The sequence below is a fragment of the Massilia sp. Soil_C_3 genome (assembly GCF_057657035.1).
Map to the genome: position 1 here is coordinate 75,249 of NZ_JBDGJG010000012.1, position 24,070 is coordinate 99,318.

The 24,070-nt window shown below is 65.5% G+C and carries 19 protein-coding genes; 12 read left to right on the forward strand and 7 right to left on the reverse strand.

The window, feature by feature from the left end; translation table 11 throughout:
* Nucleotides 1-39 precede the first annotated feature (39 nt).
* The gene (locus tag AC3A6F_RS22655; protein WP_487685329.1) at nucleotides 40-3,354 is read left to right on the forward strand and encodes a DEAD/DEAH box helicase; all 3,315 of its coding nucleotides are present in this window, start codon (nucleotides 40-42) and stop codon (nucleotides 3,352-3,354) included.
* On the opposite strand, the gene AC3A6F_RS22660 is transcribed toward AC3A6F_RS22655, so the two are convergent.
* From AC3A6F_RS22660 to AC3A6F_RS22670, 3 genes are all read right to left on the reverse strand, one after another.
* The gene (locus AC3A6F_RS22660; protein ID WP_487685332.1) at nucleotides 3,351-3,893 is read right to left on the reverse strand and encodes a hypothetical protein; all 543 of its coding nucleotides are present in this window, start codon (nucleotides 3,891-3,893) and stop codon (nucleotides 3,351-3,353) included. The two genes, AC3A6F_RS22655 and AC3A6F_RS22660, sit on opposite strands and share 4 nt — an antisense overlap.
* 81 nt (nucleotides 3,894-3,974) lie before the next feature.
* Entirely contained in the window at nucleotides 3,975-4,901 is a 927-nt protein-coding gene (locus AC3A6F_RS22665) for a host attachment protein (RefSeq protein WP_487685335.1), read from the reverse strand.
* On the reverse strand, nucleotides 4,901-5,803 hold the full coding sequence (locus AC3A6F_RS22670; protein WP_487685338.1) for a PEP-CTERM sorting domain-containing protein: 903 nt from the start codon (nucleotides 5,801-5,803) through the stop codon (nucleotides 4,901-4,903). The genes AC3A6F_RS22665 and AC3A6F_RS22670 overlap by 1 nt, the downstream gene beginning before the upstream one ends.
* Before the next feature lie 124 nt (nucleotides 5,804-5,927).
* Here AC3A6F_RS22670 and AC3A6F_RS22675 point away from each other — a divergent pair, with 124 nt between their 5' ends.
* The 10 genes from AC3A6F_RS22675 (at nucleotide 5,928) to AC3A6F_RS22720 (ending at nucleotide 18,393) form a co-directional block, all read left to right on the forward strand.
* The gene (locus AC3A6F_RS22675) at nucleotides 5,928-6,461 is read left to right on the forward strand and encodes a hypothetical protein (protein WP_487685340.1); all 534 of its coding nucleotides are present in this window, start codon (nucleotides 5,928-5,930) and stop codon (nucleotides 6,459-6,461) included.
* A 195-nt stretch (nucleotides 6,462-6,656) separates the two neighbouring features.
* The gene (locus AC3A6F_RS22680; protein WP_487685343.1) at nucleotides 6,657-8,909 is read left to right on the forward strand and encodes an alpha,alpha-trehalose-phosphate synthase (UDP-forming); all 2,253 of its coding nucleotides are present in this window, start codon (nucleotides 6,657-6,659) and stop codon (nucleotides 8,907-8,909) included.
* A gap of 8 nt (nucleotides 8,910-8,917) precedes the next feature.
* The gene (otsB, locus tag AC3A6F_RS22685) at nucleotides 8,918-9,694 is read left to right on the forward strand and encodes a trehalose-phosphatase (RefSeq protein ID WP_487685345.1); all 777 of its coding nucleotides are present in this window, start codon (nucleotides 8,918-8,920) and stop codon (nucleotides 9,692-9,694) included.
* A complete protein-coding gene (locus AC3A6F_RS22690) occupies nucleotides 9,691-11,517 on the forward strand; it encodes a glycoside hydrolase family 15 protein (RefSeq protein ID WP_487685348.1) in 1,827 nt (608 codons plus the stop codon). Before otsB ends, AC3A6F_RS22690 begins: the two co-directional genes overlap by 4 nt.
* Nucleotides 11,518-11,832: 315 nt before the next feature.
* On the forward strand, nucleotides 11,833-12,969 hold the full coding sequence (gene wecB, locus AC3A6F_RS22695; protein ID WP_487685351.1) for a non-hydrolyzing UDP-N-acetylglucosamine 2-epimerase: 1,137 nt from the start codon (nucleotides 11,833-11,835) through the stop codon (nucleotides 12,967-12,969).
* A complete protein-coding gene (gene wecC / locus AC3A6F_RS22700; protein WP_487685354.1) occupies nucleotides 12,953-14,233 on the forward strand; it encodes a UDP-N-acetyl-D-mannosamine dehydrogenase in 1,281 nt (426 codons plus the stop codon). Before wecB ends, wecC begins: the two co-directional genes overlap by 17 nt.
* A gap of 20 nt (nucleotides 14,234-14,253) precedes the next feature.
* Complete coding sequence (locus AC3A6F_RS22705; protein WP_487685357.1) at nucleotides 14,254-15,465, forward strand: TIGR04063 family PEP-CTERM/XrtA system glycosyltransferase; 1,212 nt, start codon at nucleotides 14,254-14,256, stop codon at nucleotides 15,463-15,465.
* Nucleotides 15,465-16,637, forward strand: coding sequence for a glycosyltransferase family 4 protein (locus tag AC3A6F_RS22710; protein ID WP_487685360.1), 1,173 nt, complete (start codon nucleotides 15,465-15,467; stop codon nucleotides 16,635-16,637). Before AC3A6F_RS22705 ends, AC3A6F_RS22710 begins: the two co-directional genes overlap by 1 nt.
* 78 nt (nucleotides 16,638-16,715) lie before the next feature.
* Nucleotides 16,716-17,933 (forward strand): MGDG synthase family glycosyltransferase, encoded by a 1,218-nt coding sequence (locus tag AC3A6F_RS22715; RefSeq protein ID WP_487685362.1) that lies wholly within the window; start codon nucleotides 16,716-16,718, stop codon nucleotides 17,931-17,933.
* Complete coding sequence (locus AC3A6F_RS22720; RefSeq protein ID WP_313165287.1) at nucleotides 17,926-18,393, forward strand: hypothetical protein; 468 nt, start codon at nucleotides 17,926-17,928, stop codon at nucleotides 18,391-18,393. Before AC3A6F_RS22715 ends, AC3A6F_RS22720 begins: the two co-directional genes overlap by 8 nt.
* Here the strand turns inward: AC3A6F_RS22720 and AC3A6F_RS22725 are convergent.
* Nucleotides 18,342-19,082, reverse strand: coding sequence for an HAD family hydrolase (locus AC3A6F_RS22725; protein WP_123068536.1), 741 nt, complete (start codon nucleotides 19,080-19,082; stop codon nucleotides 18,342-18,344). The two genes, AC3A6F_RS22720 and AC3A6F_RS22725, sit on opposite strands and share 52 nt — an antisense overlap.
* Nucleotides 19,083-19,276: 194 nt before the next feature.
* The gene (locus AC3A6F_RS22730; RefSeq protein ID WP_487685365.1) at nucleotides 19,277-19,726 is read right to left on the reverse strand and encodes a carboxymuconolactone decarboxylase family protein; all 450 of its coding nucleotides are present in this window, start codon (nucleotides 19,724-19,726) and stop codon (nucleotides 19,277-19,279) included.
* A 170-nt stretch (nucleotides 19,727-19,896) separates the two neighbouring features.
* On the opposite strand from AC3A6F_RS22730, the gene AC3A6F_RS22735 reads away from it, so the two are divergent.
* Complete coding sequence (locus AC3A6F_RS22735) at nucleotides 19,897-20,565, forward strand: hypothetical protein (RefSeq protein ID WP_487685529.1); 669 nt, start codon at nucleotides 19,897-19,899, stop codon at nucleotides 20,563-20,565.
* A gap of 14 nt (nucleotides 20,566-20,579) precedes the next feature.
* Here the strand turns inward: AC3A6F_RS22735 and AC3A6F_RS22740 are convergent, their stop codons facing one another.
* Together AC3A6F_RS22740 and AC3A6F_RS22745 are read right to left on the reverse strand one after the other, a co-directional pair.
* Nucleotides 20,580-21,503 (reverse strand): transglutaminase family protein, encoded by a 924-nt coding sequence (locus AC3A6F_RS22740; RefSeq protein ID WP_487685368.1) that lies wholly within the window; start codon nucleotides 21,501-21,503, stop codon nucleotides 20,580-20,582.
* Nucleotides 21,500-24,040, reverse strand: a complete 2,541-nt coding sequence (locus tag AC3A6F_RS22745) for a circularly permuted type 2 ATP-grasp protein (protein WP_487685371.1) — start codon at nucleotides 24,038-24,040, stop codon at nucleotides 21,500-21,502. The genes AC3A6F_RS22740 and AC3A6F_RS22745 overlap by 4 nt, the downstream gene beginning before the upstream one ends.
* Nucleotides 24,041-24,070 lie beyond the last annotated feature (30 nt).

Consider the following 24,070-nt stretch of genomic DNA (forward strand, 5'->3'; position numbering starts at 1 on the left):
GGGCGATAATGGCGGTTTGACCGTCACGCCTCGCCGCCCATGTTCTACGATTACGCCGACCTGACACGCAACTTCGACGCCGGGACCCTGCAGCGCGGAGAAGACGTCGCGCGCAAGGGCAAGGTGCGCACCGCGCGCCGCGACGACGACAAGCTCATCGGCGAAGTCGGCGGCAGCAGCGGTGAACTGTACCGTCAGACCATCCGCTTCAAGTCGGGCCGTGGCGGCATCGATTTCCAGGGCAGTTGCAGCTGTCCCATGAGCTACAACTGCAAGCACGTGGTGGCGGTGCTGCTGGCCGACCTCGAACGTTATCAGCATGAGATGGCGCAGTCGCCGGCGGCAAGCGCGGCGCGCGCCGAGGAGTGGCTGCAGCAGCTGGCGCTGCTGTCCCGATCGACGCCGGGGAAGGCCGCCGCGCCTGACGGCGCCTCCTTCAAACTGGCCTGGGTGCTGGCCCCCGACCCGGCGGGCGGTGCGCCGCGTCTGCACCTGCGCCGCGCGCGCCTGCGCAAGAACGGCGAGATCAGCGGCACCACGCCGATCCACGACGTCCACGCCGTGCTGCGCGCACTGCCGGCAGCGCGCGATCCGGGCGACGAAGAATTGCTGCGCCAGTTCGCGGCGCTGCAGGCCGGCGGCCTGGTCGCCAGCGACGCCGAGGCGTCGGGAGCGGTCGGCGCACGCCTCATGATCCGTTTGTGCGCCGAGGAGCTGCTGCTGCTGGCATGGTCTGATGACGACCTGCGGCGCAACAAGCTGTTCTATCTGCGTCCCGGTCCGCGTCGCGAGGCCACGCTCGACTGGCGTTCATCGGTCGATGACGACGCGGTCCGCCTCGACTGGTTCTTCAGCGATGGCCGTCCCATGATCGTGCTGCCAACCGATCCGCCCTTATACCTCGACGACTACATGCTGGGCGAGCTGGCGCTGGCCGGGCCCCTGGCGACGCTGCCGCCGACGATGCTGGTCAAGCTGGTGGCCCAGGCCCCGCACCTGCCGCCCGAGCAGCGCGCCGGCATGGCGGGGCGCCTCGCCGAGCTGGGGCTCGAGCATCTGGTGCCGCCGCCACAGGCGATCCAGACCCAGCGCCGCAACGACATCGCTCCCACGCCCTGCCTGCTGCTCGACAGCATGGACACGGGCTGGGGCCGCAACGAGGTCTGGCACGACTACGCATTGCTGACCTTCGAGTACGACGGCCTGTCCACCGAAGACGTCGATGAACCGGTGTTGCGGGTGGTGCAGGACGGCGTGGTCCAGCTCATCGAACGTGACCATGCCGCCGAAGCCGCCGCCGCCGACCTCCTCGCCGGACTCGGCTTCTTCAAGCCGCCGGCCGGCTCGCCGCTGGACGACATGCCGGATGCGCTCACGCTCGCGGACGAAGCCGCCTGGGTAGCCTTCGCGCGCCGCGACATCCCGCGCCTGCAGGCCGCCGGCTGGCAGATCGAAACGGACCTCGATTACCGTTACGACCTGGCGCAGGTCGACGACTGGTATGCCGAACTGGACGAAGAAGGCGAGGGCGGCAACGCCTGGTTCTCGCTGGAGCTGGGCATCGTCGTCGGCGGCGAGCGCCATGCGCTATTGCCCCTGCTGGTGCAGATGGTGCGCGCCGCGCCGCGCGATTTCGCCGCGCCGGCGCTGGCCGCGCGCGGCGAAGAGGACGCGCTGATCGTCGAGCTGGATACCTACGAGCGGGTCGCGCTGCCCTGGGGCCGCGTCAAGCCGATCCTGGCCACGTTGGGCGAGCTGTACTTTGGCGAGCGCTTGGGCAAAGGGGTGCGCCTGCCGGCGATGGATGCCGCGCGCCTGGCCGAGCTGGAGCGCGCAGCGCGACTGCGCTGGATCGGCGGCGAGCGCCTGCGCGAACTGGGCCGCAAGCTCGACAGCTTCGGCGGCATCCTGGCGGTCGCGCCGCCGGCGGGATTGCAGGCATCCTTGCGTCCCTACCAGCTGGGCGGCCTGGCCTGGCTGCAGTTCCTGCGCGAATACGGCTTCGGCGGCATCCTGGCCGACGACATGGGACTGGGGAAAACCGTCCAGACCCTGGCCCACATCCTGTTCGAGAAAGAAGCGGGGCGGCTCGACGCGCCGGCCCTGGTCGTGGCGCCCACCAGCCTGATGCCGAACTGGCAGGCCGAAGCGGCGCGCTTCGCGCCCGGCCTGCGGGTACTGCTCCTGCACGGCAAGGAGCGCGCCGCGCAATTCGACGCCATCGGCGAGCACGACCTGGTGCTGACCACCTATGCCTTGCTGGGCCGCGACGAAGACGCGCTGCGCCGGCACCGCTACCACCTCTTGATCCTGGATGAAGCGCAGTACGTCAAGAACAGCCGCACCAAGGCGGCCCAGACCGCGCGCCTGCTCGATGCGCGCCATCGCCTGTGCCTGACCGGCACGCCGGTGCAGAACCACCTGGGCGAACTGTGGTCGCAGTTCAACTTCCTGATGCCGGGCCTGCTGGGCGACGAGAAATCCTTCAAGGCCGATTACCGCAAGCCGATCGAGCAGGGGAACGACGCGCAGCGCAAGGACTTCCTGGCGCGCCGCGTCAAACCGTTCATGCTGCGCCGGACCAAGGACAAGGTGGCGACCGAATTGCCGCCCAAGACCGAGATCATGCTGCCGGTCGAGCTGGGCAGCGCGCAGCGTGACCTGTACGAGACGGTGCGGGTGGCGATGGACCGCAAGGTGCGCGCCGAGATCGACCGCAAGGGCCTGGCGCGCAGCCACATCGTGATCCTCGAGGCCCTGCTCAAGCTGCGCCAGGTGTGCTGCGATCCACGCCTGATCGAGCCATCGAGCGTGACCGGCTCGGCCAAGCTCGATACGCTGATGGAGTTGCTCGACACCCTGACCAGCGAAGGCCGCAAGGTGCTGGTGTTCTCGCAGTTCACCAGCATGCTGGCGCTGGTCGGCGCGGCATTGCGCGAGCGCGGCACCGATTTCGTCGAGCTCACCGGCAGCACGCTCGACCGCGCCGCCCCGGTCGCCGCCTTCCAGCAGGGGCAGGTGGGGGTGTTCCTGATCAGCCTGAAGGCCGGCGGGGTGGGGCTCAACCTGACGGCGGCCGACACCGTCATCCATTACGATCCCTGGTGGAACCCGGCCAGCGAAAACCAGGCCACCGACCGCGCCTGGCGCATCGGCCAGCAGCAGCCGGTCTTCGTCTACAAGCTGATCGCGCGCGGCACGCTGGAAGAAAAAATCCAGGAGATGCAGCGCCGCAAGGGCGAGCTGGCGAATGCGGTACTGGTCAACGAACAGGAAACCGAGCTGGCGCCGGGTCTGCAGGCGGACGACTTGCGCGCCATCTTTTCGCTGGCCGCGCCGGCAAAAGATGCCTAGTCCTGCACCACGCTGACGCGCGCGAAGCGCAGGTTCTCGAACACCTTGATGCGGCCCGTCAGCGGCCACCAGTCGTACAGGAAGATCTGGGCCGGCCGCCACATCGCCACCCAGCCGATGATGGTCAGGCTTTCGCGCGCGATCCTGGCGAAGTGGCCGCTGGAAAACGTCTCGATGGCCGCCGCCAGCAACAGGCAGCTGACGACGAAGGCCACGCCGATCGCCAGGCTGATCCGGCCCTGGCGCAACAGCTGCGTCAGTTCGCCGCGCACCAGTTCCACCTTGTAGCCATAGTAGTTATGGATCGCGTCCGCGACCATGTCGCCGGCCCGACCCACCGGCGGCAACTGTTCGACGTGGATGTTCAGGTGCAGCAGGCTGGCCGGAGGCAGCGACAGCGCCCAGTTCTCGATATACGCCTCGCAGGCGTGGTCGAGGTCCTTGTTCAGGAAAGGCGCCGGGTCGAGCGAGTTGAACAGCTGCTGCAGCTCGCGCACGCGCAGCTCAAGGGTGTGGGTGGGTTGTTCACTGATGTGCATGCGGCAAGCGTACCGCAGGGCATCATCCCGGGCAACCGGGCCAGGCCCGCCGGCAGGCGGACCTGTGGGAGAGTCGCCGGATTATGCCGACTTGTCCTGGTGCGCGTCGAGCTGGGCGCGCAATTCCTGGCCGTTCGAATGGGTGTAGTCCTTGTTGACTTCGAGCTTGATCAGCGCCTTGATCTGTGGATCGATCTTATCGCGCAGCACGCCGAGGAACTCGGGTGAGGCGGCCACGACCAGTTGCTGGAAACGGCCGGCCTGGTGCGCCTGCTGCAGATAGCCCGAGATATCCTTGGCAAATTTTTGCGCCTCGTGTTCGGATGGCGTGACGGCAGGCTGGTAATCGTTGCCCGGCGCGCCGGCCGGGGCCGCATGTTCGAATCCGCCTCCCTGGCCGCCGCCGATATTGTGGCCACTATTGTGGGCCGAGCGCGGGCTCATCTTGTCGGTGACGGTGTCCAGCACGCGCTGCTGGGCGGCAGGATTGACCAGGTTGTCCACCTCTTGCAAGGCGTGTCCCTTGTCGGCGTCGGAAAAAATGCGTGCACGGCCCGCATTGGCTGCGATGGTCCAGGTTGTTGGCATATTACCCCCTGTAAAAATGGTGTGAAAGTGATCGCCTGCAGTCTCGGCCCTGATAACGTTGAGCCAGAACTTCTGCATGGCGACAAGTGATGATTCAGTATAGCCCTGCATAAAAAAGCCCGGCGCACTGCCTTCTCTGGCGTGCGCGGCGTGCGCTGCCGAAACAGGCTTCAGAGCAATTTCCTTTGGATGTGCAGTACCTAACTGACCATGCTGCTCGTGCTCGGCATCATGAACCCATCGACAACAAGCATCTGAGAGGAGTTCATCATGGGTAAGTATTTCATTGGCTGGCTGCTGGGTATTCCTGCCGTCGTGCTCGTCATCCTGTATTTCATCTTCGGCTGACGCATGTTGGTCGCACAAAAGAAAACGCCACCGTCCAGGTGGCGTTTTCTTTTGTGCCTGGGTTTCCCGCATCAGGGCAAGGCCGGTTCCAGGACTTTTTCAGAAGCCAGCTGTTGTGCAGCGATGCCCTGCAGGGCGGCGGCGGTCCGCGCGTCGATGCCGATCTCGCGTGCGATCGCATCGCCCGCGCCGAGCGAGCGCGGATCGCGTCCGGTCACGCTGCCGAAGATGGTCAGCGCCTCCAGATAATAGCCATACACACTGCCATGATAGGCGTCATCTCCCCATAAGTTGACCTGACCGGCCGGTATGCCTTGATAGGGATTGGCGGCGGCCACGCCGCTGGCGATCGCGCGGTTCCACGCTTCGCCAACCGGAATCACGCCGTTGATGAAGCGGGAAGCGGCATGGGCCGCGTCATGGCCACGCCGCACGTCCAGCGCCATCTGCCGGATCGGCTTGCCGTACCAGGCGCCGCTTGCCAGCCAGGTCTGGTCGGCGCGCGACCAGGTCGCGCTCAGGCGGACGTCGACCTGCGGATTCTGCTTGTGGAAAGCCTGGGCCAGCAGGCCGCTGTAATGGATCAGCTTGGCCGGATCGCCGGGAACATCTTGGTCCAGCGTGCTATAGCCTTGAAGCAGCACGATATCCCATGGTTTCACGATGGTGGCGTGGCGGTGCTTGTAGTGGAAGTCGAGGCCGGCGCCGCCTTCCGTCTCCAGGCTGACCTCATAGTCCAGTCCCGCGTGCTCCGTCATCGCCTTGAACAGCGCCGGCACGCCGCCGATCTTCGTGCCATTCAGGTCAGTGACCGTGTGCGGACGGAAGTCATGCACCGTCGGGGCGCCGGCGCCATAGGTGAAGCTGTTGCCGACGAAGAGGATGGTGGTGGCGCTGGACGATGTGGATAGGCTCATTGCGGAGATGGCGAAGAGAAGGGCGCCGGTGAAGCGCAGGCGATCGGAAAAGGGCATGTGCAGGCCTATCTTGAATGCAGGAATACAAGTGTGCAAAGAATATAAGTGAGAAAGCAAGAGCGATTTGCGCAGAAGCCGGCGTGCTACTCTTGCTATTCCTCCAATAACAACCTGGAACCCCATGAAAGCTATCCTGCCGATCATTGCCGTGACCACCCTGATTGCCGGTTGCGCCGCCACCCCGTCGCCAGCCGACCCGCGCGATGCGTTCATGACCACCCTGCAAGGCATGTGCGGCCAGCGCTTCGAGGGCGCGCAGTCGTATGCGGTCGATCCGAACAATGAATTTGCCGGCAAGAAGATCTCGACTCAGGTCAATTGCAGCGCGGCGGACGTCCGTATGCCGGTGCAGGTCGGCGAAGACCGTTCGCGCACCTGGATCTTCACCCGGCCGCAAGCGGGGCTGGAACTGCGCCACGATCACCGCCACGCGGACGGTACGCCGGACAAGGTCACGATGTACGGCGGCATAGCGAAGGAGGGCGGCAGCGCGCGCTCCCAGGCTTTCCTGGCCGACAAGTACACCGCCGACCTCGTGCCGGGCGCGGAAACGAATGTCTGGACCGTCACCCTGAGTGAGGATGGCAAGACCCTGACCTATCGCCTGGAGCGGCACGCCAAGCCGCGTGCCGAATTCGTGCTGAACCGCGTGTAGGATAACGAATAGGGATAACTAATCGGGATAACTAATCGGGATAACTAATCGGGATAAACTTCCGGGGCGCTACTGCCGCCCGGATCAAATGTGCCGCTCTGGCCGCATGTTGCAGTGCGCAACGTTGCGACCTAATAATTTGCAAATAGCTATACTCAAATGGTCGGCGACATCGTCCCATCTTGAAGGAGCTTCATGCGGTTCAGATCGGTACAACTATCCATGCGCTTCATCGTCCCGCTGGCCCTGGTGCTGGCGCTGTTCGGTTATTTCGCGATTCCATGGATGGAAAATCTCACCGTACGCTGGTTCGTACGGGATCTCGATACGCGTTCCCAGCTGGTCTCGAGTACCTTGCAACAGCCGTTGCTCAACTACCTCGAGAACAATGATTCTGCGCGTATCAATGACGCGTTCGGCCGTGCGATCCAGGACGAGCGCCTGTATGCGCTCGCCTTCTGCGATCCCGGCGGAACCGTGCGCTACAAGACCGATACCTACCCGGAATCGCTCGGCTGCCGCCAGGGCGCGAACGGCGCGGACGCCAATCCTGTCGTGCAGCTACCGCGCGGGCCGGTCCACGTCTCGAGCCGCGAGCTGACTCAGGACGGCGTTACCGCGGGCCGCCTGATCCTGGTGCAGGACATGAGCTTCATCGAGCGGCGCAGCGAAGACACCAAAAAATACATTCTCGGCCTGTTCGTCCTGCTGGCGGGCGCCATCTCCCTGATCACCGTGCTGATCGCGCACCTGAGCTGGCACGGCTGGCTCAACGGCGTGCGCGAGATGCTGCGCGGCGAGTTGTCGCCCCGGCCACCGGGGCCGATGTCGCCGGAAATCGCGCCGCTGGCGAGCGAACTGCGCGCCCTGCTCAACGAATACAACCGCGACCTGCAGGGCAGCGGCGTCGAATCCCAGACCTGGGGCGCCGACACACTCAAGACCCTGCTGAACCAGGACCTGGCGGGCGACGAGATCCTGGTGGTCTCGAATCGCGAGCCCTACATCCACGTGAACACGCCCAATGGCGTCAAGGTGCAGCGCCCGGCCAGCGGCCTGGTGACGGCGGTCGAAGCCGTGATGCGCGCCTGCTCCGGCACCTGGATCGCGCACGGCGCCGGCTCGGCCGACCGCGCCACGGTCGACGCCAACGACCACGTGCGCGTGCCGCCCGAGAACCCGAGCTATACCTTGCGCCGCGTCTGGCTGTCGAAGGAAGAAGAGCAGGGCTATTACTACGGTTTCGCCAACGAGGGCTTGTGGCCGTTGTGCCATATCGCCCACGTGCGACCGGTGTTCCGCTCGACCGACTGGGCCGAATACGTCAGGGTCAACCAGCGTTTTGCCGACGCCGTGATCGCGGAGGCGCGCTCCGACAATCCGGTGGTGCTGGTCCAGGATTACCACTTCGCGCTGCTGCCGCGCATGGTGCGCGCGGTGCTGCCGAAGGCCACCATCATCACTTTCTGGCACATCCCCTGGCCGAATCCGGAGTCGTTCGGCATCTGCCCGTGGCGCGAAGAGATCCTCGACGGCATGCTGGGCAGCACGATCCTCGGCTTCCATACGCCGTTCCACCGCAAGAACTTCCTCGACACCGTGGACCGCTACCTCGAGACCCGCATCGAGAACGAGGCCTCGACCGTCAGCTACGGCAACGAGCTGACCCAGGTGAAGCCGTATCCGATCTCGATCGCCTGGCCCGAGCCGGTGCCGGGCGAGTGCGACGTCGCGGCCTGCCGCGCCGAGATCCGCCAGGCGCTCTCGCTGCCGGCCGACCAGTTGCTGGGCATTGGTGTCGACCGCCTCGATTACACCAAGGGCATCGTCGAGCGCTTCCAGGCGGTCGAGCGCATGCTCGAGCTGCATCCGGACATGGTCGGCAAGTTCACCTTCGTGCAGATCGCGGCGCCCACCCGGTCCTCGCTCGACGAATACCAGAACTTCGAAGCGCGGGTGCGCGCGCTGGCCCAGCGCATCAACCAGCGCTTTTCCAGCGGCAGTTACCTGCCCATCATCCTCAAGACCGAACACCATGAACAAGCACAGTTGCGCACGTACTTCCGCGCTTCCGAGGTGTGCAGCGTGACCAGCCTGCACGACGGCATGAACCTGGTGGCCAAGGAATTCATCGCCTCGCGTGACGACGAGCAGGGCGTGCTGATCCTGAGCCAGTTCACCGGCGCCGCGCGCGAGCTGCACGAGGCGCTGATCGTCAACCCGTATCACATCGAAGAGGGCGCCGAGGCGCTGTACCGCGCACTGCGCATGCCGCAGGACGAGCAGCGTGAACGCATGCGCACCATGCGCCTGCGGGTGCGCGACTTCAACGTCTACCGCTGGGCCGGCCGCATGCTGCAGGACGCGGCCCGCCTGCGCCAGCGCGAGCGCGTGCGCTCCAGGATCAATTCGCTCAGCCAGAACCGGGTACGCAAGGGGGATGCATGAGTGGACATATGAATGCGACCATCATGATGAACGAACAGGCGGCGCTGGACCTGCTGGCCGCGCCCGATTGCGCACTCTTCCTCGATTTCGACGGCACGCTGGTGGACATCGCGCCGCGCCCGGACCAGGTGGTCGTGACGCCCGAACTATTGTCTTCGCTCGCGACCTTGCAAGGGCGGCTGGACGGCCGGCTGGCCATCGTCTCGGGCCGCCCCATCGCCGAGCTCGACCGGATGCTGGCGCCGCTGGTCTTGCCGGCGGCGGGCGTGCACGGCATGGAGCGGCGCGGCTTCGACGGCGCGCTGCGCCAGCTGCCGGCGCCGGATTTTTCCACGGTGCGGACCCGGGCCCATGCGCTGGCGGCGCGCCATCCTGGCCTCTGGGTCGAGGAAAAGCATGGCGCGCTGGCGCTGCACTATCGGCAGGCGCCGGAACTGCAGGCGCTGTGCGTCGAGACCATGGCGGACGCGGTGCGCAGCAGCCTGGGCCTGCTGCTGATGGAAGGCAAGATGATCGTCGAGATCAAGGCCGCCGGCGTCAGCAAGGGCACGGCGATCCGCGACTTCCTGGCCGAGGCGCCGTTCGTCGGGCATCGCGCGCTGTTCATCGGCGACGACACCACCGACGAAGCCGGCTTCGATCACGTGGAGCGCGTCGGCGGCATCGGCCTCAAGGTCGGGCCAGGGCCGACGGTGGCCAGCTGCCGCATCGCATCGAGCCAGGCGGTGCGCGATGCGCTGGCGCACGCCGCCGCCACGTCAACCATACGAAAGGATTCAGCATGAACGAAGTTTCCCAGCAGTCCTCATCGACCGCAGTGAACGACGCGCCCGGCTCCCTCGATTGCGGCGTGGTCGGCAATTGCGCCTTCAGCGCCATGATCGACCGCATGGGCCGGGTGGCGTGGTCTTGCCTGCCGCGCTTCGACGGCGATCCGGTGTTCAACGCCTTGCTCGACCCGAGCGAGAACGGCAGCCTGTGGAGCATCGAGCTCGAGGACGTCGTGCGCAGCGAGCAAGCCTATGAGCCGAACACGGCGGTGCTGCGCACGCGCCTGTATGACGCGGCCGGCAATGGCATCGAGATCACCGACTTCGCGCCGCGCTTCCTGAGCCGCGACCGCATGTTCCGGCCCCTGATGCTGATTCGGCGCGTGAAACCGCTCGGCGCCGGCGTGCGGGTGCGCATCAAGCTGCGGCCGCGCTTCGAATATGGCGCGAAAAAGCCCGAGGTCACCCAGGGCAGCCACCATATCCGCTACGTTGGACCGGACCAGACGCTGCGCCTGAATACCGACGCTTCGCTCAGCTACGTGCTGTCCGAATCGTTCTTCCTGCTCGACCGGCAGATGAATTTCATGCTGGGACCGGACGAGACCCTGGCCGACGGCATCAAGGACACCGCCCACCGCTTCGAGAAGGAGACGATCGGTTACTGGCGCACCTGGACCCGCCGCCTGGCGCTGCCGCTCGAATGGCAGGACGTCGTGATCCGCGCCGCGATCACCTTGAAACTGTCGCTGTTCGAGGACACCGGCGCCATCATCGCCGCCATGACCACCAGCATTCCGGAAGCCCCGGGCAGCGAGCGCAACTGGGATTACCGCTTCTGCTGGCTGCGCGACGCCTTCTTCGTGATCCGGGCCCTGAACAGCCTGTCCGAGGTCGGCACCATGGAAGACTACCTGCGCTGGCTGGGCAATGTGGTGGCGCGCGCCAAGGGCGGGCACATCCAGCCCTTGTACGGCATCGGCCTCGAGGAGCAGTTGCCCGAATCGATCGTCGAGCACCTGCCCGGCTACCGCAACCACCGCCCGGTGCGCATCGGCAACCAGGCGCAGGAACACTTCCAGCACGATGTGTACGGCAATATCGTGCTCGGCGCAGCCCAGGCCTTCTTCGACCACCGCCTGTTCCGCCGCGCCGGCCTTCCCGAATTCCGCCTGCTGGAGGCGGTGGGCGAGCAAGCCTTCCGCGTGTGGGCCGAGCCGGACGCCGGCATGTGGGAGCTGCGCACCCGGGCCCGCGTGCACACCTCGTCGGTGCTGATGAACTGGGCCGCCTGCGACCGCCTGGCCAAGATCGCCGACGTGCTGGAGCTGCCGGACCGCGCCGCCTACTGGGCCGAGCGCGCCGAACTGATCCGCAACCGCCTGTTGGCGGAAGCCTGGAGCGAAGAGCGTCAGGCCTTCGCCGAAAGCCTCGGCGGACGCGACCTGGACGCCAGCGTGCTCCTGATGGCCGAGATCAATTTCATCGACCCGAAAGATCCGCGCTTCGTCGCCACCGTCGACGCGCTGGAAAAATCGCTGTGCGACGGTCCCTATATGCGCCGCTACGAGGCGCCGGACGATTTCGGCGTGCCCGAGACCGCCTTCAATATCTGCACCTTCTGGCGCATCGACGCGCTGGCGCGGATCGGGCGCACGAAAGAAGCGCGCGAGGTGTTCGAGGCCATGCTGGCGGCGCGCAACCACCTGGGGCTGCTGTCGGAAGACACGCACCCGGTCTCCGGTGAAATGTGGGGCAACTTCCCGCAGACGTATTCGATGGTTGGCCTGATCAACTGCGCCATGCGCCTGTCGAAATCGTGGAATAGCGTCGTGTAGCAGGGCGTGGTCAAGTTATTAATGGCGCAACCAGGGTATGGTTGTGCTATTGACCACAAAAATCGCTTATTTTATTTTTAACGGATGCGGTAGTATCGCAGGTGTCTTTACGCCTTGAGGCCGCATTCGGCGGGGCTGGGAGGGGGTGTTGGGCTTTCCGATAGGAACGCACGATTGAAATTCGTATCAGATTGCTTGATGTATAATTTCCTGGTCAAAAAATTATCCATCAGGAAACATAACGCCGTTGACATCCTACCAGAATGCGCACTGGCGTTTGCCGCCTCCGATCGTCTCACGACAGCAATCAACTAGATGACTATTAAAGTTCTCACCGTTTTCGGGACGCGACCGGAAGCAATCAAAATGGCTTCCGTGGTGCGCGTACTGTCCGAATCGCCCGACGTCGATGTCAAGGTCTGCGTGACCGCCCAGCACCGGCAAATGCTGGACCAGGTATTGAGCCTGTTTTCGCTCACGCCCGATTTCGACCTGAACCTGATGACCCCGGGCCAGGATCTTTCCGATATCACCTCGAAGGTGCTCACGGGTATGCGCGGCGTGCTGCGCGAGTGGCGTCCGGATGTTGTTTTTGTTCACGGCGATACTACCACGACTTTTGCGACCAGCCTCGCCGCGTATTACGAGAGAATACCGGTCGGCCATGTGGAAGCGGGCCTGCGTACCGGAAACATCTACTCGCCATGGCCGGAGGAGGTCAATCGCTGCCTGACCGGCGTGATCGCCAGCCTGCATTTCGCCCCGACCGAGCACGCCCGGCAGAATCTGCTGAATGAAGGCGTGCCGGCCGCGAATATCTGCGTCACCGGCAATACGGTGGTGGATTCCTTGCTGGACGTCGTCAAGCGGCTGGACACCGATGCCGGGCTCAAGCGCGAGATGGAAGCCCAGTTCGACTTCCTCGACAGCAAGAAGAAACTGATCCTGGTAACCGGCCACCGGCGCGAGAATTTCGGCGACGGCTTCGAGAACATCTGCCGCGCCCTGGATGAAGTCAGCCGCATGCCCGATGTCGAAGTACTGTATCCGGTGCACCTGAATCCGAACGTGCAGGAGCCGGTGCAACGTATCCTGAAGGGCAATCCGAACGTGCACCTGATCGACCCGGTGAGCTACCTGCCTTTCGTCTACCTGATGAACCGCGCGGCGATCCTGCTGACCGATTCCGGCGGCATCCAGGAAGAAGCGCCATCGCTCGGTAAACCAGTGCTCGTCATGCGCGATACCACCGAGCGGCCCGAAGCGGTGGCAGCCGGCACCGTGCGCCTGGTCGGCACCGGCATCGATTCCATCGTCGGCGGCATCCGCACGCTGCTCACCGACCCGGCCGAATACGAGCGCATGAGTTCGGCCACCAATCCCTACGGCGACGGCACCGCCGCGACCCGCATCCTTAACTTTTTAAGAGAAAAACATGAGCAGCACCTTTGATACTATCTCGATGATCGGTCTGGGTTACATTGGTCTCCCAACCGCTGCAATGTTTGCATCCCGCAAGAAAAACGTCATCGGCGTCGATATCAACCAGGATGCGGTCGACACCATCAACAGCGGCCAGACCCACATCGTCGAACCCGACCTCGACATGATCGTCGCCGCGGCCGTCAACCAGGGCTACCTCAAGGCCTCGACCACGGTGCAGCCGGCCGATGCCTTCCTGATCGCCGTGCCGACCCCGTTCCGCGGCAACCACGAACCCGACGTCAGCTACGTCGAAGCAGCGGCGCGCTCGATCGCGCCGGTGCTCAAAAAAGGCGACCTGGTCATCCTCGAATCGACCTCGCCGGTGGGCACCACCGAAAGCCTGGCCAAATGGCTGGCCGAAGAGCGCCCTGACCTGAAAATCCCGCTGGGCCCGGACGACGAAGCCGACATCAACCTGGCCTACTGCCCCGAGCGCGTGTTGCCGGGCAAGGTGATCCACGAGCTGGTGTCGAACGACCGCATCATCGGCGGCATCACCAAGGCCTGCTCCGAGCGCGCCATCGCGCTGTACCAGACCTTCGTGCAGGGCGAGTGCATCGAGACCAACTCGCGCACGGCCGAGATGTGCAAGCTCACCGAGAATTCCTTCCGCGACGTGAACATCGCCTTCGCCAACGAACTGTCCGTCATCTGCGGCAAGCTCGACATCGATGTGTGGGAACTGATCGCGCTGGCCAACCGCCATCCGCGCGTCAACGTGCTGCGTCCGGGACCGGGCGTGGGCGGCCACTGCATCGCGGTCGACCCGTGGTTCATCGTGCACAGCGCGCCGGAGCAGTCGAAGCTGATCAGGGCAGCGCGCGAAGTCAACGACTACAAGCCGCACTGGGTGCTGGAAAAGGTGAGGGAAGAAGTCCAGAACTACCTGGTCGCCAACCCCGAGCGCAAGGAATCGGACGTGACGATCGCCTGCTTCGGCCTGGCCTTCAAACCGGACATCGACGACCTGCGCGAAAGCCCGGCGCTGGACATCGCCGCCGAGATCGCGAAAACGCACAACAGCCGCGTGATCGTGGTCGAGCCGAATATCTCGGCGCTGCCGGCCAGCCTGGACAAGGGCGAGCTGCGCACGCCGCAGGATGCGCTGGCGCGTTCGCAGATCGTCGTCATGCTGGTCAATCACAAGCCGTTCCTGTCGCTCAAGGAGTCGCTGTTCGCCGACAAGGTGATCATCGACACCTGCGGCTACCTCAGCGCCACCGGCCGCTAACGCTCGTAAAGGAATTCCTCATGCGTGTTCTCCACGTCCTGGATCATTCGATTCCGCTGCACAGCGGCTACACCTTCCGCACCCGATCGATCCTGCGCGAACAGCGCGCGCTGGGCTGGGAGACCTTCCATGTGACGGGCTCCAAGCAGAACTCGGGAGACATGCGCGAAGAAACGGTGGACGGCCTGCATTTCTACCGCACGGCGGTCGCGGACAGCCCGCTGGCCAAGCTGCCGGTGCTGAACCAGAAGCAGGTCATCGACGGTCTCGAGCGCCGCCTGTCCGAGATCATCCCGCAGATCAAGCCGGACGTGCTGCACGCCCACTCGCCGTCGCTCAACGCGATCGCGGCCTTGCGCGCCGGTAAAAAATTCGGCATCCCGGTGGTGTACGAGGTGCGCGCGTTCTGGGAAGACGCCGCGGTCGACCACGGCACCTCGAGCGAGGGCGGCCTGCGCTACCGCTTGACGCGCGCGCTGGAAACCCATGCGCTCAAGCAGGCCGATGCCGTCACCACCATCTGCGAAGGCCTGCGCCGCGACATCGTGGCGCGCGGCATCCCGGCCGACAAGATCACGGTAATCCCCAACGCCGTCGACATCGACAAGTTCGCCGTCGGCGGCGTGGCCGACCAGGACCTCAAGACCAAGCTCGGCCTGCAAGGCGCGCGCCTGATCGGCTTCATCGGCTCGTTCTATGCCTACGAGGGCCTGGACATCCTGCTGCGCGCGGTGCCGGCATTGTCCGCCGAGCGTCCCGACCTGCGCGTGCTGCTGGTCGGCGGCGGGCCCGAAGACGCGCGCCTGCGCCAGCTGGCCAAGGACCTGGACATCGTCGACAAGGTGGTGTTTACGGGCCGGGTGCCGCACGAGCAGGTGCAGATGTATTACGACCTGCTCGACGTGCTGGTCTATCCGCGCCTGTCGATGCGCCTGACCGACCTCGTCACGCCGCTCAAGCCGCTCGAGGCGATGGCCCAGGGCCGGGTGCTGGCGGCGTCCGACGTGGGCGGCCACAAGGAACTGATCGTCGACGGCAAGACCGGGGTGCTGTTCAAGGCCGACGATCCGCAGGCGTTGGCAGTCAAGGTCGGCGCCCTGATCGACGCCCAGGCCGAATGGCCGGCGCTGCGCGCGGCCGGCCGCGAGTTCGTGGAGAGCGAGCGTAACTGGAAAGCCAGCGTGGGCCGCTACAAGAGCATCTACGGCCGCCTGACCGGAGCCGCGGCCTGATGAAGATCCTGACGTTCAGCACGCTGTTCCCCAACAGCGAAAAGCCGGGCCACGGCATTTTTGTGGAAACCCGGCTGCGTCACCTGGTCGCCAGCGGCCAGGTCGAGGCGCGCGTGGTGGCGCCGGCGCCGTGGTTCCCGTCGCAGAATCCGCGCTTCGGCCAATATGCGCGCCAGGCCAGGGTGCCGCGCCGGGAGGTGCGTCACGGCATCCAGGTCGAGCATCCGCCGTACCTGGTGGTGCCCAAGATCGGCATGAACGTGGCGCCGGCGCTGCTGTTCCAGTCGGCCAAGGGCACGATCGCGCGCATGATCGACGAGGGCTTCGATTTCGACCTGATCGACGCCCATTATTTCTATCCGGACGGCGTGGCGGCGGCCATGCTGGCGCGCTACTTCAACAAGCCTTTCGTGATCACCGCGCGCGGTTCGGACATCACGCTGTTCCCCAAATTCGCGTTGCCGCGCAAGATGATCCACTGGGCCGCCAGCCGCGCCGACGGCATCATCACGGTGGCCAATGCGCTGCGCGATGAGGTGATTGGCCTCGGCATCGATCCGGCGCGCGTCGTCGCGCTGCGCAACGGCGTCGACCTGCAGCTGTTCCGCCCGCCGGAGCAGCGCGAAGATAGACCGTTCACCCTGATCACGGTCGGCCACCTGGTGCCGGTCAAGGCCCAGGAGCTGACCATCGGCGCCTTGCCCAAGTTGCCGGGCGTGCGCCTGGTGATCGCCGGCGAAGGCCCGAACCGGGGCATGCTCGAAAATCTCACGCGCGAGCTGAAGCTGGAAGACCGCGTCACCTTTTTGGGCGCCGTCTCGCAGCAGGAATTGCGCGTCCAGTATGGCAAGGCCGACGCGATGGTGCTGTCGTCCAGCCGCGAAGGCTGGGCCAATGTGCTGCTCGAATCGATGGCCTGCGGCACCCCGGTGGTGGCCAGCCGCGTGTACGGCACGCCCGAAGTCGTGGCTGCGCCGGAGGCGGGTGTGCTGATGAACGAGCGTAGCTCCGAGGGCGTGGCCGAAGGCGTCACGCGGCTGCGCGCGAACTACCCGGACCGCGCCGCCGTGCGCCGCTACGCCGAAGGCTTCAGCTGGGACGACACCACGGCCGGCCAGCTGCGCCTGTTCCGCTCCATCCTCAAGCAGGGCGAGTCGCTGGCCCTCGCGTAATTGTCCACCCCGCCGTCACGGGCGGGTCATATTTCGCGATTACATTCGCCTGCATACCGTGACCCGAGGGACGTGTGCATGAGGCAGGGCGACTTTCAACAAGGCATTGCTGGGAAAAAGATTCTCTTGCTCAGCATTCCTGCCGGCGCCGGCCATACCCGGGTCGCCGAGGCCATCCGCTCGCGCGCCGCTGCCGACTATGGCGACGTCAAGGTGATCCACCTGGACGCGATGGCCTTCGCCGCGCCGCGCCTGCGCAAGGTCTATACCGACTTCTATCTTCTCCTGATCGGCCGCGCACCCGGCCTGTGGCGCCACGTGTACCGGCTGACCGACGAGGCCAAGCCGGACGGTTGGTTCAACCGCCTGCGGCGCTGGGTCGAGCGGCGCGATTGCCGCCTGCTGGCCGACGAGATCGCCGCGCTGGCGCCGGATGCCGTCATTTGTACCCACTTTCAGCCGGCCGAGATCCTGTCGGAGAGAATCGCGGCCGGCAAGCTGGCCTGTCCGGTCTGGGTGCAGGTGACCGACTTCGACCTGCACCGCATGTGGATCCACCCGCACATCGCCGGCTATTTCGCCGCCAACGACGAGGTGGCGTTTCGCATGCGCGAGCAGGGCATCCCGGCGCATGCGGTCCATGTGGCCGGGATCCCCACCATGCCGGCGTTCTCGCAGGCGCACGACCGTGAAGAATGCGCCCGCGAGCTCGGCCTCGACCCAGCCGTGACGACCTTGCTGCTGATGGGCGGCGGCGCCGGGCTGGGTGGCTTGAGCCGGGTGGCGGAAAAGCTCCTGAGCATCCCTGGCGACTTCCAGCTGATCGCCCTGGCCGGCAAGAACGCGGCCGAGCTGGCGGCCCTGCAGCGGCTGGCGGTGCGCTATCCGGGCCGGCTGGCGCCGCAAGGTTTTACCGACCGCGTCGAGCGCCTGATGGCCTCTGCCGACCTGGTGGTGACCAAGCCGGGTGGCGCCACCAGCGCCGAATGCCTGGCGATGGGGTTGCCGATGATCGTGAATGCGCCGATTCCGGGACAGGAAGAGCACAACGCCAACTACCTGCTCGAGCAGGGGGCGGCGCTCAAGGCGTCCGACCTGTCCACCCTCGAATACCGGGTGCGCCACCTGCTGGCGCATCCCGAACAGCTGCAGGCCATGGCCGCCCGTGCGCGGGCGCTGGGCCGGCCGCACGCCGCCATGCAGGTGCTGGAAACCGTGCTGGGCCAGTCGGAACTGCAGTGTCAACCGCAGTGTGAACCGCAGTGTGAACATCTATGTGAAGAGGCTTATGGTTGAGTTGTCGGATGGTGGCAGGGTCGTATCGATGGTGGGTGCGGTACTGGTGGCGGCCTACCTGTTTGCGCGGGTGGAAGTGGAAATCGAGGGCGAAGCCGGTTGGGCGGCGAACCTGCCGACCTGGCGTATCGAGCAGCATCCGCTGCTCGACATCTTCATGGGCGGGCGCGCGCTGACCGGCTACCACCTGTGGATGTTCGCCTTCATCGGGCTGATCTTCCACTTCCCGCTGTTCTTCATGGGGCAGTGGTCATGGAAGCTCGAGGCCAGCGTGGCGGCGTCGATCATGTTGTTCTGGATCGTCGAGGACTACCTGTGGTTCGTCATCAACCCGGCCTTCGGCTGGCGCCGCTTCAAGCAGGAACTCGTGCCCTGGCATAAGCACTGGGCATTCGGCGCGCCGGTCGACTACTGGATATTCGGCGCCATCAGCCTGCTGCTGTTCTGGTACGGCGCCTGAGCCAGCACGCCCAGGTCGAGGGCGTGCCGGATCCGGCAGCACAGCTCGGCCGAGCTGCGTGAAATCAGCTCGTGCGGGATCTCGAACTTGGTCGTCAGGCGGTCGTGGCATTCGAAGCCGTAGGAGACCATGAACGGGTGCATGCCGGTGCTGACCGCCGCCATGAAGTCCTTGTGTTCGTCGCCGCAGATGAAGGCGCGCGCCGGGTTGACGCCGAACTGTTCGCGGGTGGCGCGGAACTGGGCGGTCTTGGTCTCCTTGAGGGGAATGTGGACCAGGAAGTCGAGTTCGGCGATGTCGATGTCGTGGCGCAGGAATAGCTGGCGCAGGGTTTCCAGCGGCTCGATCGTGACGTTGCGCGTGACGATGCCGACCGTGATGTCGGGCGCGGCGATCAGCTCGCGGATCAGGTCGGCGATGCCGTCATAGAGCCGGGCCTCTTGCCGGTAGATGCCGGTGAGGGTGTCGATCAGCTGGGCGCGGCTGTTCTTGCGCAGGTTCTTGCGGATGATCGACGGGAATTCCTTCAGCCCGCCCATGTACTTGAGCAGCTTGTGCCGCTTCTGGAACCGGGTTTCGTCGCCGATCACCAGGCCATGGTGGGAAAATGCCGCTTCGATGGCGGAGAAGGCATCGATGGTGGTGCCGTCGGCGTCGAGGATCAAGAGCTTCTTGTCGCTTTTGTACATGATGTCTGCGCACCCGGGTAGCGTTGGCCGGTCCGGCGTGAACACATGCCGGAGCTCACTTTTGACCATCATCCGCCCGTGTAATGACAGGCGTGTGACAAAACGGCGGATGTCCGCCGTTTGCGGTGCGCGACGTGCTGACGCACGCTTGAATGATGCTTTCACGACACAGCCTCATTCAAGCCTGCCTGCGGCTAGGCTCTGGCGGCCGGCTTCAGGCGGAAGCTCACGCCCATGCGATTGAACGCGTTCATGGCGGCGATGGCGATCGTCAGGTCGACCAGGTCCCTGGAATCGAACGCTTTCGAGGCCGCGGCATAGGCCTCGTCGGACGCATGGGTTTCACTGACACGGGTGACTTCTTCGGCCCAGGCCAGCGCCGCCCGTTCCTGGTCCGAGAACAGGTAGGCCGCTTCGTGCCAGACCGGGACCAGCACCAGTTTGTCGACCGACATGCCTTCCTTGATCAGGTCGCGCGAATGCAGGTCGATGCAATGCGCGCAGCCGTTGATCTGCGAAACGCGCAGGAAGACGAGGTGGATCAGCTGGGAGGGAAGATTGGTGTTCTTTGTGACGTAGTGATGGACGCCGCCCAGGGCTTTGGCGCCTTCGGGCGAGGCCTGGAACCAGTTTTCGCGATTCATTTGTCTTGTTTCCTCAGGTTGAACGAGTCGATGCCGGCGAACAGGCCGGCTACCTGATAGACGAGCAAGGCGACGGTTATGTGACATCGGGCGCAAAAAATCAACCGGCCGAGGCGTATTTTCTTGAATCGATACACTGTCTTGTATCGAAGACAACCACCGGAGCCAGGATGCGCTATATGGATTTCAGTTCATGGCAAGGCGCGATGACGACGATCATCGGGCTTGCCGTTTTGACCTTGCTGGGCGTGGGCATCCGCATCCTCATGATGCAGACCATCCAGCAGCGCCGCGAGCGTATGAACCGCCAGATCAACGAGCGCCTGAAAACCCTGATCGCGGCCTATCGCACCCTGGGCGGCTCGTTCACCGGGCAGCTGACGGTCGATCCGACGCATCTGCGCGACCTGCGCGAGCGGATCCGGTCGGGCGAGGAGGGGCAAGGCGAGGGGACGGCGAACTCGGACCGCTCGCGCCGCATCCGCGATGCCGTCGAAGCCGCGCTGGCGGACATCCTGCTGCTCGGCACCGAAGAGCATTGCCGTCTGGCGGCGCAGGCGGCGGCCGACCTGGCGGCGGGGCGGCCCATTCATACGGCGGAGCTGGTCGTCAGCCTGCGCACGTTCATCCGCGCGGCGCTCGATCTCGAACCGATGCCGGGCGAGGTGATGATTCCGCTGCAGGGGCCGACGCGCACGCAAGGTGGCGCGGGGCGGGGGAAAGGCGAGGCTGGCGGTCCCGGTAACAAGGGAGGCGGTGGCATGGGCGGCGGTGGAGGCGGCACAGGCATGGGGATTGCGCCCGGCCCGGGGCGTCGGGACGGCGCACAGGAAAGTTGAGGCGATGCCCGCCCTTACGCCTCACCCGGCAGAGGCAAGGGCGTCACCGTCACCTGCACCTCGAGCTCCTGCTTGCCGCCCCCGAGCACGATGCCGCGCATCGGCGTCACATCGCTGAAATCGCGTCCCCAGCCCAGCGTGATGTGTTCATGCTGCACCAGGCAGCGATTGGTGGGATCGAAGTCGACCCAGCCCAGCGCCGGGCAGAACACCGAGACCCAGGCATGCGAGGCGTCGGCGCCGACCAGCCGCGGCTTGCCTTCGGGTGGATGGGTCAGGATGTAGCCGCTGACATAGCGCGCGGGCAGGCCGATGCTGCGCAGGCAACCGATCATCAGCTGGGCGAAATCCTGGCAGACTCCGCGCCGGCCGCGCAATACCTGTTCCAGCGGGGTCGAGATCTCGGTTGCCTTGTCGTCGAACTCGAAGTCGTCGAAGATCCTGTGCGTCAGGTCCAGCGCGGCATCGAGTTGCGGCCGGCCCGGCGTATAGCTGGCGCGGGCATAGGCTTCCAGCTCCGGGAAGCTCCTGACATGCGGCGACGCGTACAGATAGCGGCAGGCTTCGAGCGTCGCCGCGCTTTTTTCCTTGCCCATCATGTCGCGCACGCATTCCCACGGCAGCGTCCCGGCGATCTGCGCCAGGGTATAGCGTGCGCGCAGCCCGACCGTCGATTCGGCGTGCACCAGCAGGCTGTCGTGCGGCACGGTCAGCGCCACGTGGCGGGTGATGTTACCGAAGTAATCGACGCCATCCTTGCCGTCGTTGACGGCCGGGTCGAGCCAGATCAGGTGCGATTCGGTCTGCTGGCAGGGGAAGGAGCGGGGCGTCAGGTGCAGGAACTGCTGCGACAGGGTCACGGTGCTGCTGTACCGGTAGCGGGTTTCATGCACCACGCGATAGCGCGCGCATGCGCCGTTCGCCGCGAAATCGATCATGACGTGCGGTTCCTTTGGCGACCGTTGTCGGTATAGCTGAAAAATTGCACGCTGATCTGCTCGGACAGGGCCGCACTGGCGCGCCCGATCCGGTCGAGCAAGCCGCCGAGCAGGTGATTGCCGTGCTTCAGGTCGATGTCCGGAGCGAGCGCCAGCAGTTCCGTTTTCAGGGGCGCCAGCATATGCGTCCCGCAGGGGCCATGGGTCTGTTCGATCTTTCCCAGCGTGCCCAGGATGCCGTTGAGCTGGAAGACGATCGAGCGTGGATTGGTCTCGTCGAGCAGCAGCAGGTCGAGCACCGGCAGCCATTCGGGCTGGGCCCGGTAGCGCGCACGGTAGGTGATGATGCTGTCGGATAGCTCGAGCAGCCAGTCGAGGTTGCCGCTCCCGTCCATCGCGAGCGCGCGTTGCAGCACCACGCTCTGGAATTGCAGCCGCTCCAGGCGGCGTCCGATCGACATGAAACGCCAGCCCAGATCGCGCGTCATGCCATCGAGGGCGAAGCCGGCCAGCGTCATCAGCGCGGCGGCGGCATCGTCGAGGATCGTCATGACCCCCGACTGCGATGGCCGCTCGCCGACGGAGGCGGCGGGTTGCACCATCCGGTTCAGTGCACGCCAGTTGTCGACCGAGAAGCGTTCGTGCAGCTGCCCGGCAAGCCGGTGCAACTGCTGCTGCTGCCGTGCCAGGCCGGGAACCGTAGGCGAGACAACCGCCGTCAGCAGGGCCGACTCGATCTCGGCATCGGTAAAGATGGGGCCGGTTTGGGTTGTGCCTGGCGTGGCCGGCTTTTTCCCTTCGTCGAGCAGGCCGAACCAGATACACAGCGCCTCGACGGTCGGCCATTCCGCGCCGCGCTGGTCGAAACGGACGTTGAACAAAAAATCGAGCGCGACCCGCAGCAGGCGGCAGATATTGTCGGTGCGTTCCGCATGGCGTCCGAACCACAGCAGGTTTTCCGCCACGCGGCTCGACAGGTTGGTGTCTTCCCGCACCAGGTCGCGGCCGGAGATGCTGCGCTGCTGCAGGCGGTGCACTTCGACCCTGGCTCGCGCCTGGACCCAGGTGTCCTTGCTGGCTCCGCCCATCTGCATCGTCAGCACCCGCGCATCCGGCCCGGTAGCGACCCGGGTCAGGCCGCCGGGCATCACCACGTAGCCGTTCGGGGTGGCGCAGGCAAACACCCGCAAGCCGACGGCGCGCGCCTCCAGGCCGGGCGCCGGCCCGTCCCGCCATACGGGCGACTGCGACAGCCGCACCAGTTCCTGGGCAATGTAATCGTTGGGGTTGGCGCGCATCCTGGCGACGAAGGCCGCGCGCGCCTCGCCATCGAGGTCCTGGCCGAACAGCGCAGCCTGCGGACGCTGTGAAAAGCTGGGCTTGATGACCAGGCGATCGAGCCTGGCGATGACGGTGTCCAGCGCGCTCGGCTCGCCGCACCACCAGGTGGCCACCGACGGCATTTTCAGGGGTTCGCCCAGCAGGCGCTTCGACAGCGCCGGCAGGAAGCCGAGCAGGGCGCCCGATTCGAGCAGGCTCGAGCCGAGGCTGTTGGCGACCAGCACATTGCCGCGCATGGCGGCCTGGGTCAGCCCCGCCACGCCCAGCAGCGAGTGCTGCAGTTCGAGCGGATCGCACGATTCGTCGTCGACCCGGCGCATGATCACATGCACCCGGTGCAGGCCGGCCAGGGTCTTGAGGTACACCACCCCGTCGCGCACCGTCAGGTCGCCGCCTTCGACCAGCGGCAGGCCGAGATAGCGCGCCAGGTAGGCCTGTTCGTAGTAGCTCTGGCTGCGCGGGCCGGGCGTAAGCAGCACGATCAGCGGCGCCTCGCCCTCGCGCAGCGGCGCGGGATGGTCGCCGGTGGCCGCGCACATGCGCCCCCAGTGCACCAGGCTGTCGTGCATGGTGCGGAAGAACCTGCCGAGAGGCTGCACCTTCAGTTCGCGCAGCAGGTCGGGGAAGGTGGGGGCGATGATGGCGCGGTTTTCCAGCGCATAGCCGGCGCCGAATGGCGCCTGGGTGCGGTCGGCCATGACCCACCAGCGGCCATCGGGCGCGCGCGCGAGGTCGACCGCATAGAAATGCAGGGCGACGTCGTCGTGGTGCCGCATGCCGTGGCAAGGGCGCAAGAAGCCGGCATGGCCGTCGACCAGCGCCGGCGGCAGCAGGCCTTCGTGCAGCATCTCCTGCTTGCCATACACATCGCCCAGAATCTTGTTGAGCAAGGTGGCGCGCTGGATCACGGCCGCCTCGATGCCGCTCCATTCCTCATGCGGCAGGATCAGCGGCAGCACGTTCAGGTCCCATGGCCGCTCCTTGCCGTGGGCGTCGGCGGCGACGTTATAGGTCACGCCGTTCTCGCGCACCTGGCGCTGCACCATCTCGCGCCGCTGGCGCATCATGCCCGGCGCTTCCTGCTCCAGGTTGGCGAGCAGCGCGCGCCAGTGGGCACGCGGCGTCTTGGCCGCGTCGAGCATTTCATCGAAACCGTCGGGCGCGGCGAGATAGTGGGCTAGTAACTGGTTGGACATGAAGGCAGCAATACGTTTGGTACGAAACAA

Excerpts from the sequence above, each read along its gene's own strand:
- AC3A6F_RS22665 (WP_487685335.1), bottom strand. The coding sequence starts at position 4,901 with ATGCGGGAAACCCAGGCACAAAAGAAAACGCCACCTGGACGGTGGCGT.
- AC3A6F_RS22675 (WP_487685340.1), top strand. The coding sequence starts at position 5,928 with ATGAAAGCTATCCTGCCGATCATTGCCGTGACCACCCTGATTGCCGGT.
- wecC (WP_487685354.1), top strand. The coding sequence starts at position 12,953 with ATGAGCAGCACCTTTGATACTATCTCGATGATCGGTCTGGGTTACATT.
- AC3A6F_RS22660 (WP_487685332.1), bottom strand. The coding sequence starts at position 3,893 with ATGCACATCAGTGAACAACCCACCCACACCCTTGAGCTGCGCGTGCGC.
- AC3A6F_RS22655 (WP_487685329.1), top strand. The coding sequence starts at position 40 with ATGTTCTACGATTACGCCGACCTGACACGCAACTTCGACGCCGGGACC.
- AC3A6F_RS22745 (WP_487685371.1), bottom strand. The coding sequence starts at position 24,040 with ATGTCCAACCAGTTACTAGCCCACTATCTCGCCGCGCCCGACGGTTTC.
- AC3A6F_RS22715 (WP_487685362.1), top strand. The coding sequence starts at position 16,716 with ATGAGGCAGGGCGACTTTCAACAAGGCATTGCTGGGAAAAAGATTCTC.
- AC3A6F_RS22735 (WP_487685529.1), top strand. The coding sequence starts at position 19,897 with ATGCGCTATATGGATTTCAGTTCATGGCAAGGCGCGATGACGACGATC.
- wecB (WP_487685351.1), top strand. The coding sequence starts at position 11,833 with ATGACTATTAAAGTTCTCACCGTTTTCGGGACGCGACCGGAAGCAATC.
- AC3A6F_RS22705 (WP_487685357.1), top strand. The coding sequence starts at position 14,254 with ATGCGTGTTCTCCACGTCCTGGATCATTCGATTCCGCTGCACAGCGGC.
- AC3A6F_RS22720 (WP_313165287.1), top strand. The coding sequence starts at position 17,926 with ATGGTTGAGTTGTCGGATGGTGGCAGGGTCGTATCGATGGTGGGTGCG.
- AC3A6F_RS22740 (WP_487685368.1), bottom strand. The coding sequence starts at position 21,503 with ATGATCGATTTCGCGGCGAACGGCGCATGCGCGCGCTATCGCGTGGTG.
- AC3A6F_RS22680 (WP_487685343.1), top strand. The coding sequence starts at position 6,657 with ATGCGGTTCAGATCGGTACAACTATCCATGCGCTTCATCGTCCCGCTG.
- AC3A6F_RS22690 (WP_487685348.1), top strand. The coding sequence starts at position 9,691 with ATGAACGAAGTTTCCCAGCAGTCCTCATCGACCGCAGTGAACGACGCG.
- AC3A6F_RS22670 (WP_487685338.1), bottom strand. The coding sequence starts at position 5,803 with ATGCCCTTTTCCGATCGCCTGCGCTTCACCGGCGCCCTTCTCTTCGCC.
- AC3A6F_RS22710 (WP_487685360.1), top strand. The coding sequence starts at position 15,465 with ATGAAGATCCTGACGTTCAGCACGCTGTTCCCCAACAGCGAAAAGCCG.
- otsB (WP_487685345.1), top strand. The coding sequence starts at position 8,918 with ATGAATGCGACCATCATGATGAACGAACAGGCGGCGCTGGACCTGCTG.
- AC3A6F_RS22725 (WP_123068536.1), bottom strand. The coding sequence starts at position 19,082 with ATGTACAAAAGCGACAAGAAGCTCTTGATCCTCGACGCCGACGGCACC.
- AC3A6F_RS22730 (WP_487685365.1), bottom strand. The coding sequence starts at position 19,726 with ATGAATCGCGAAAACTGGTTCCAGGCCTCGCCCGAAGGCGCCAAAGCC.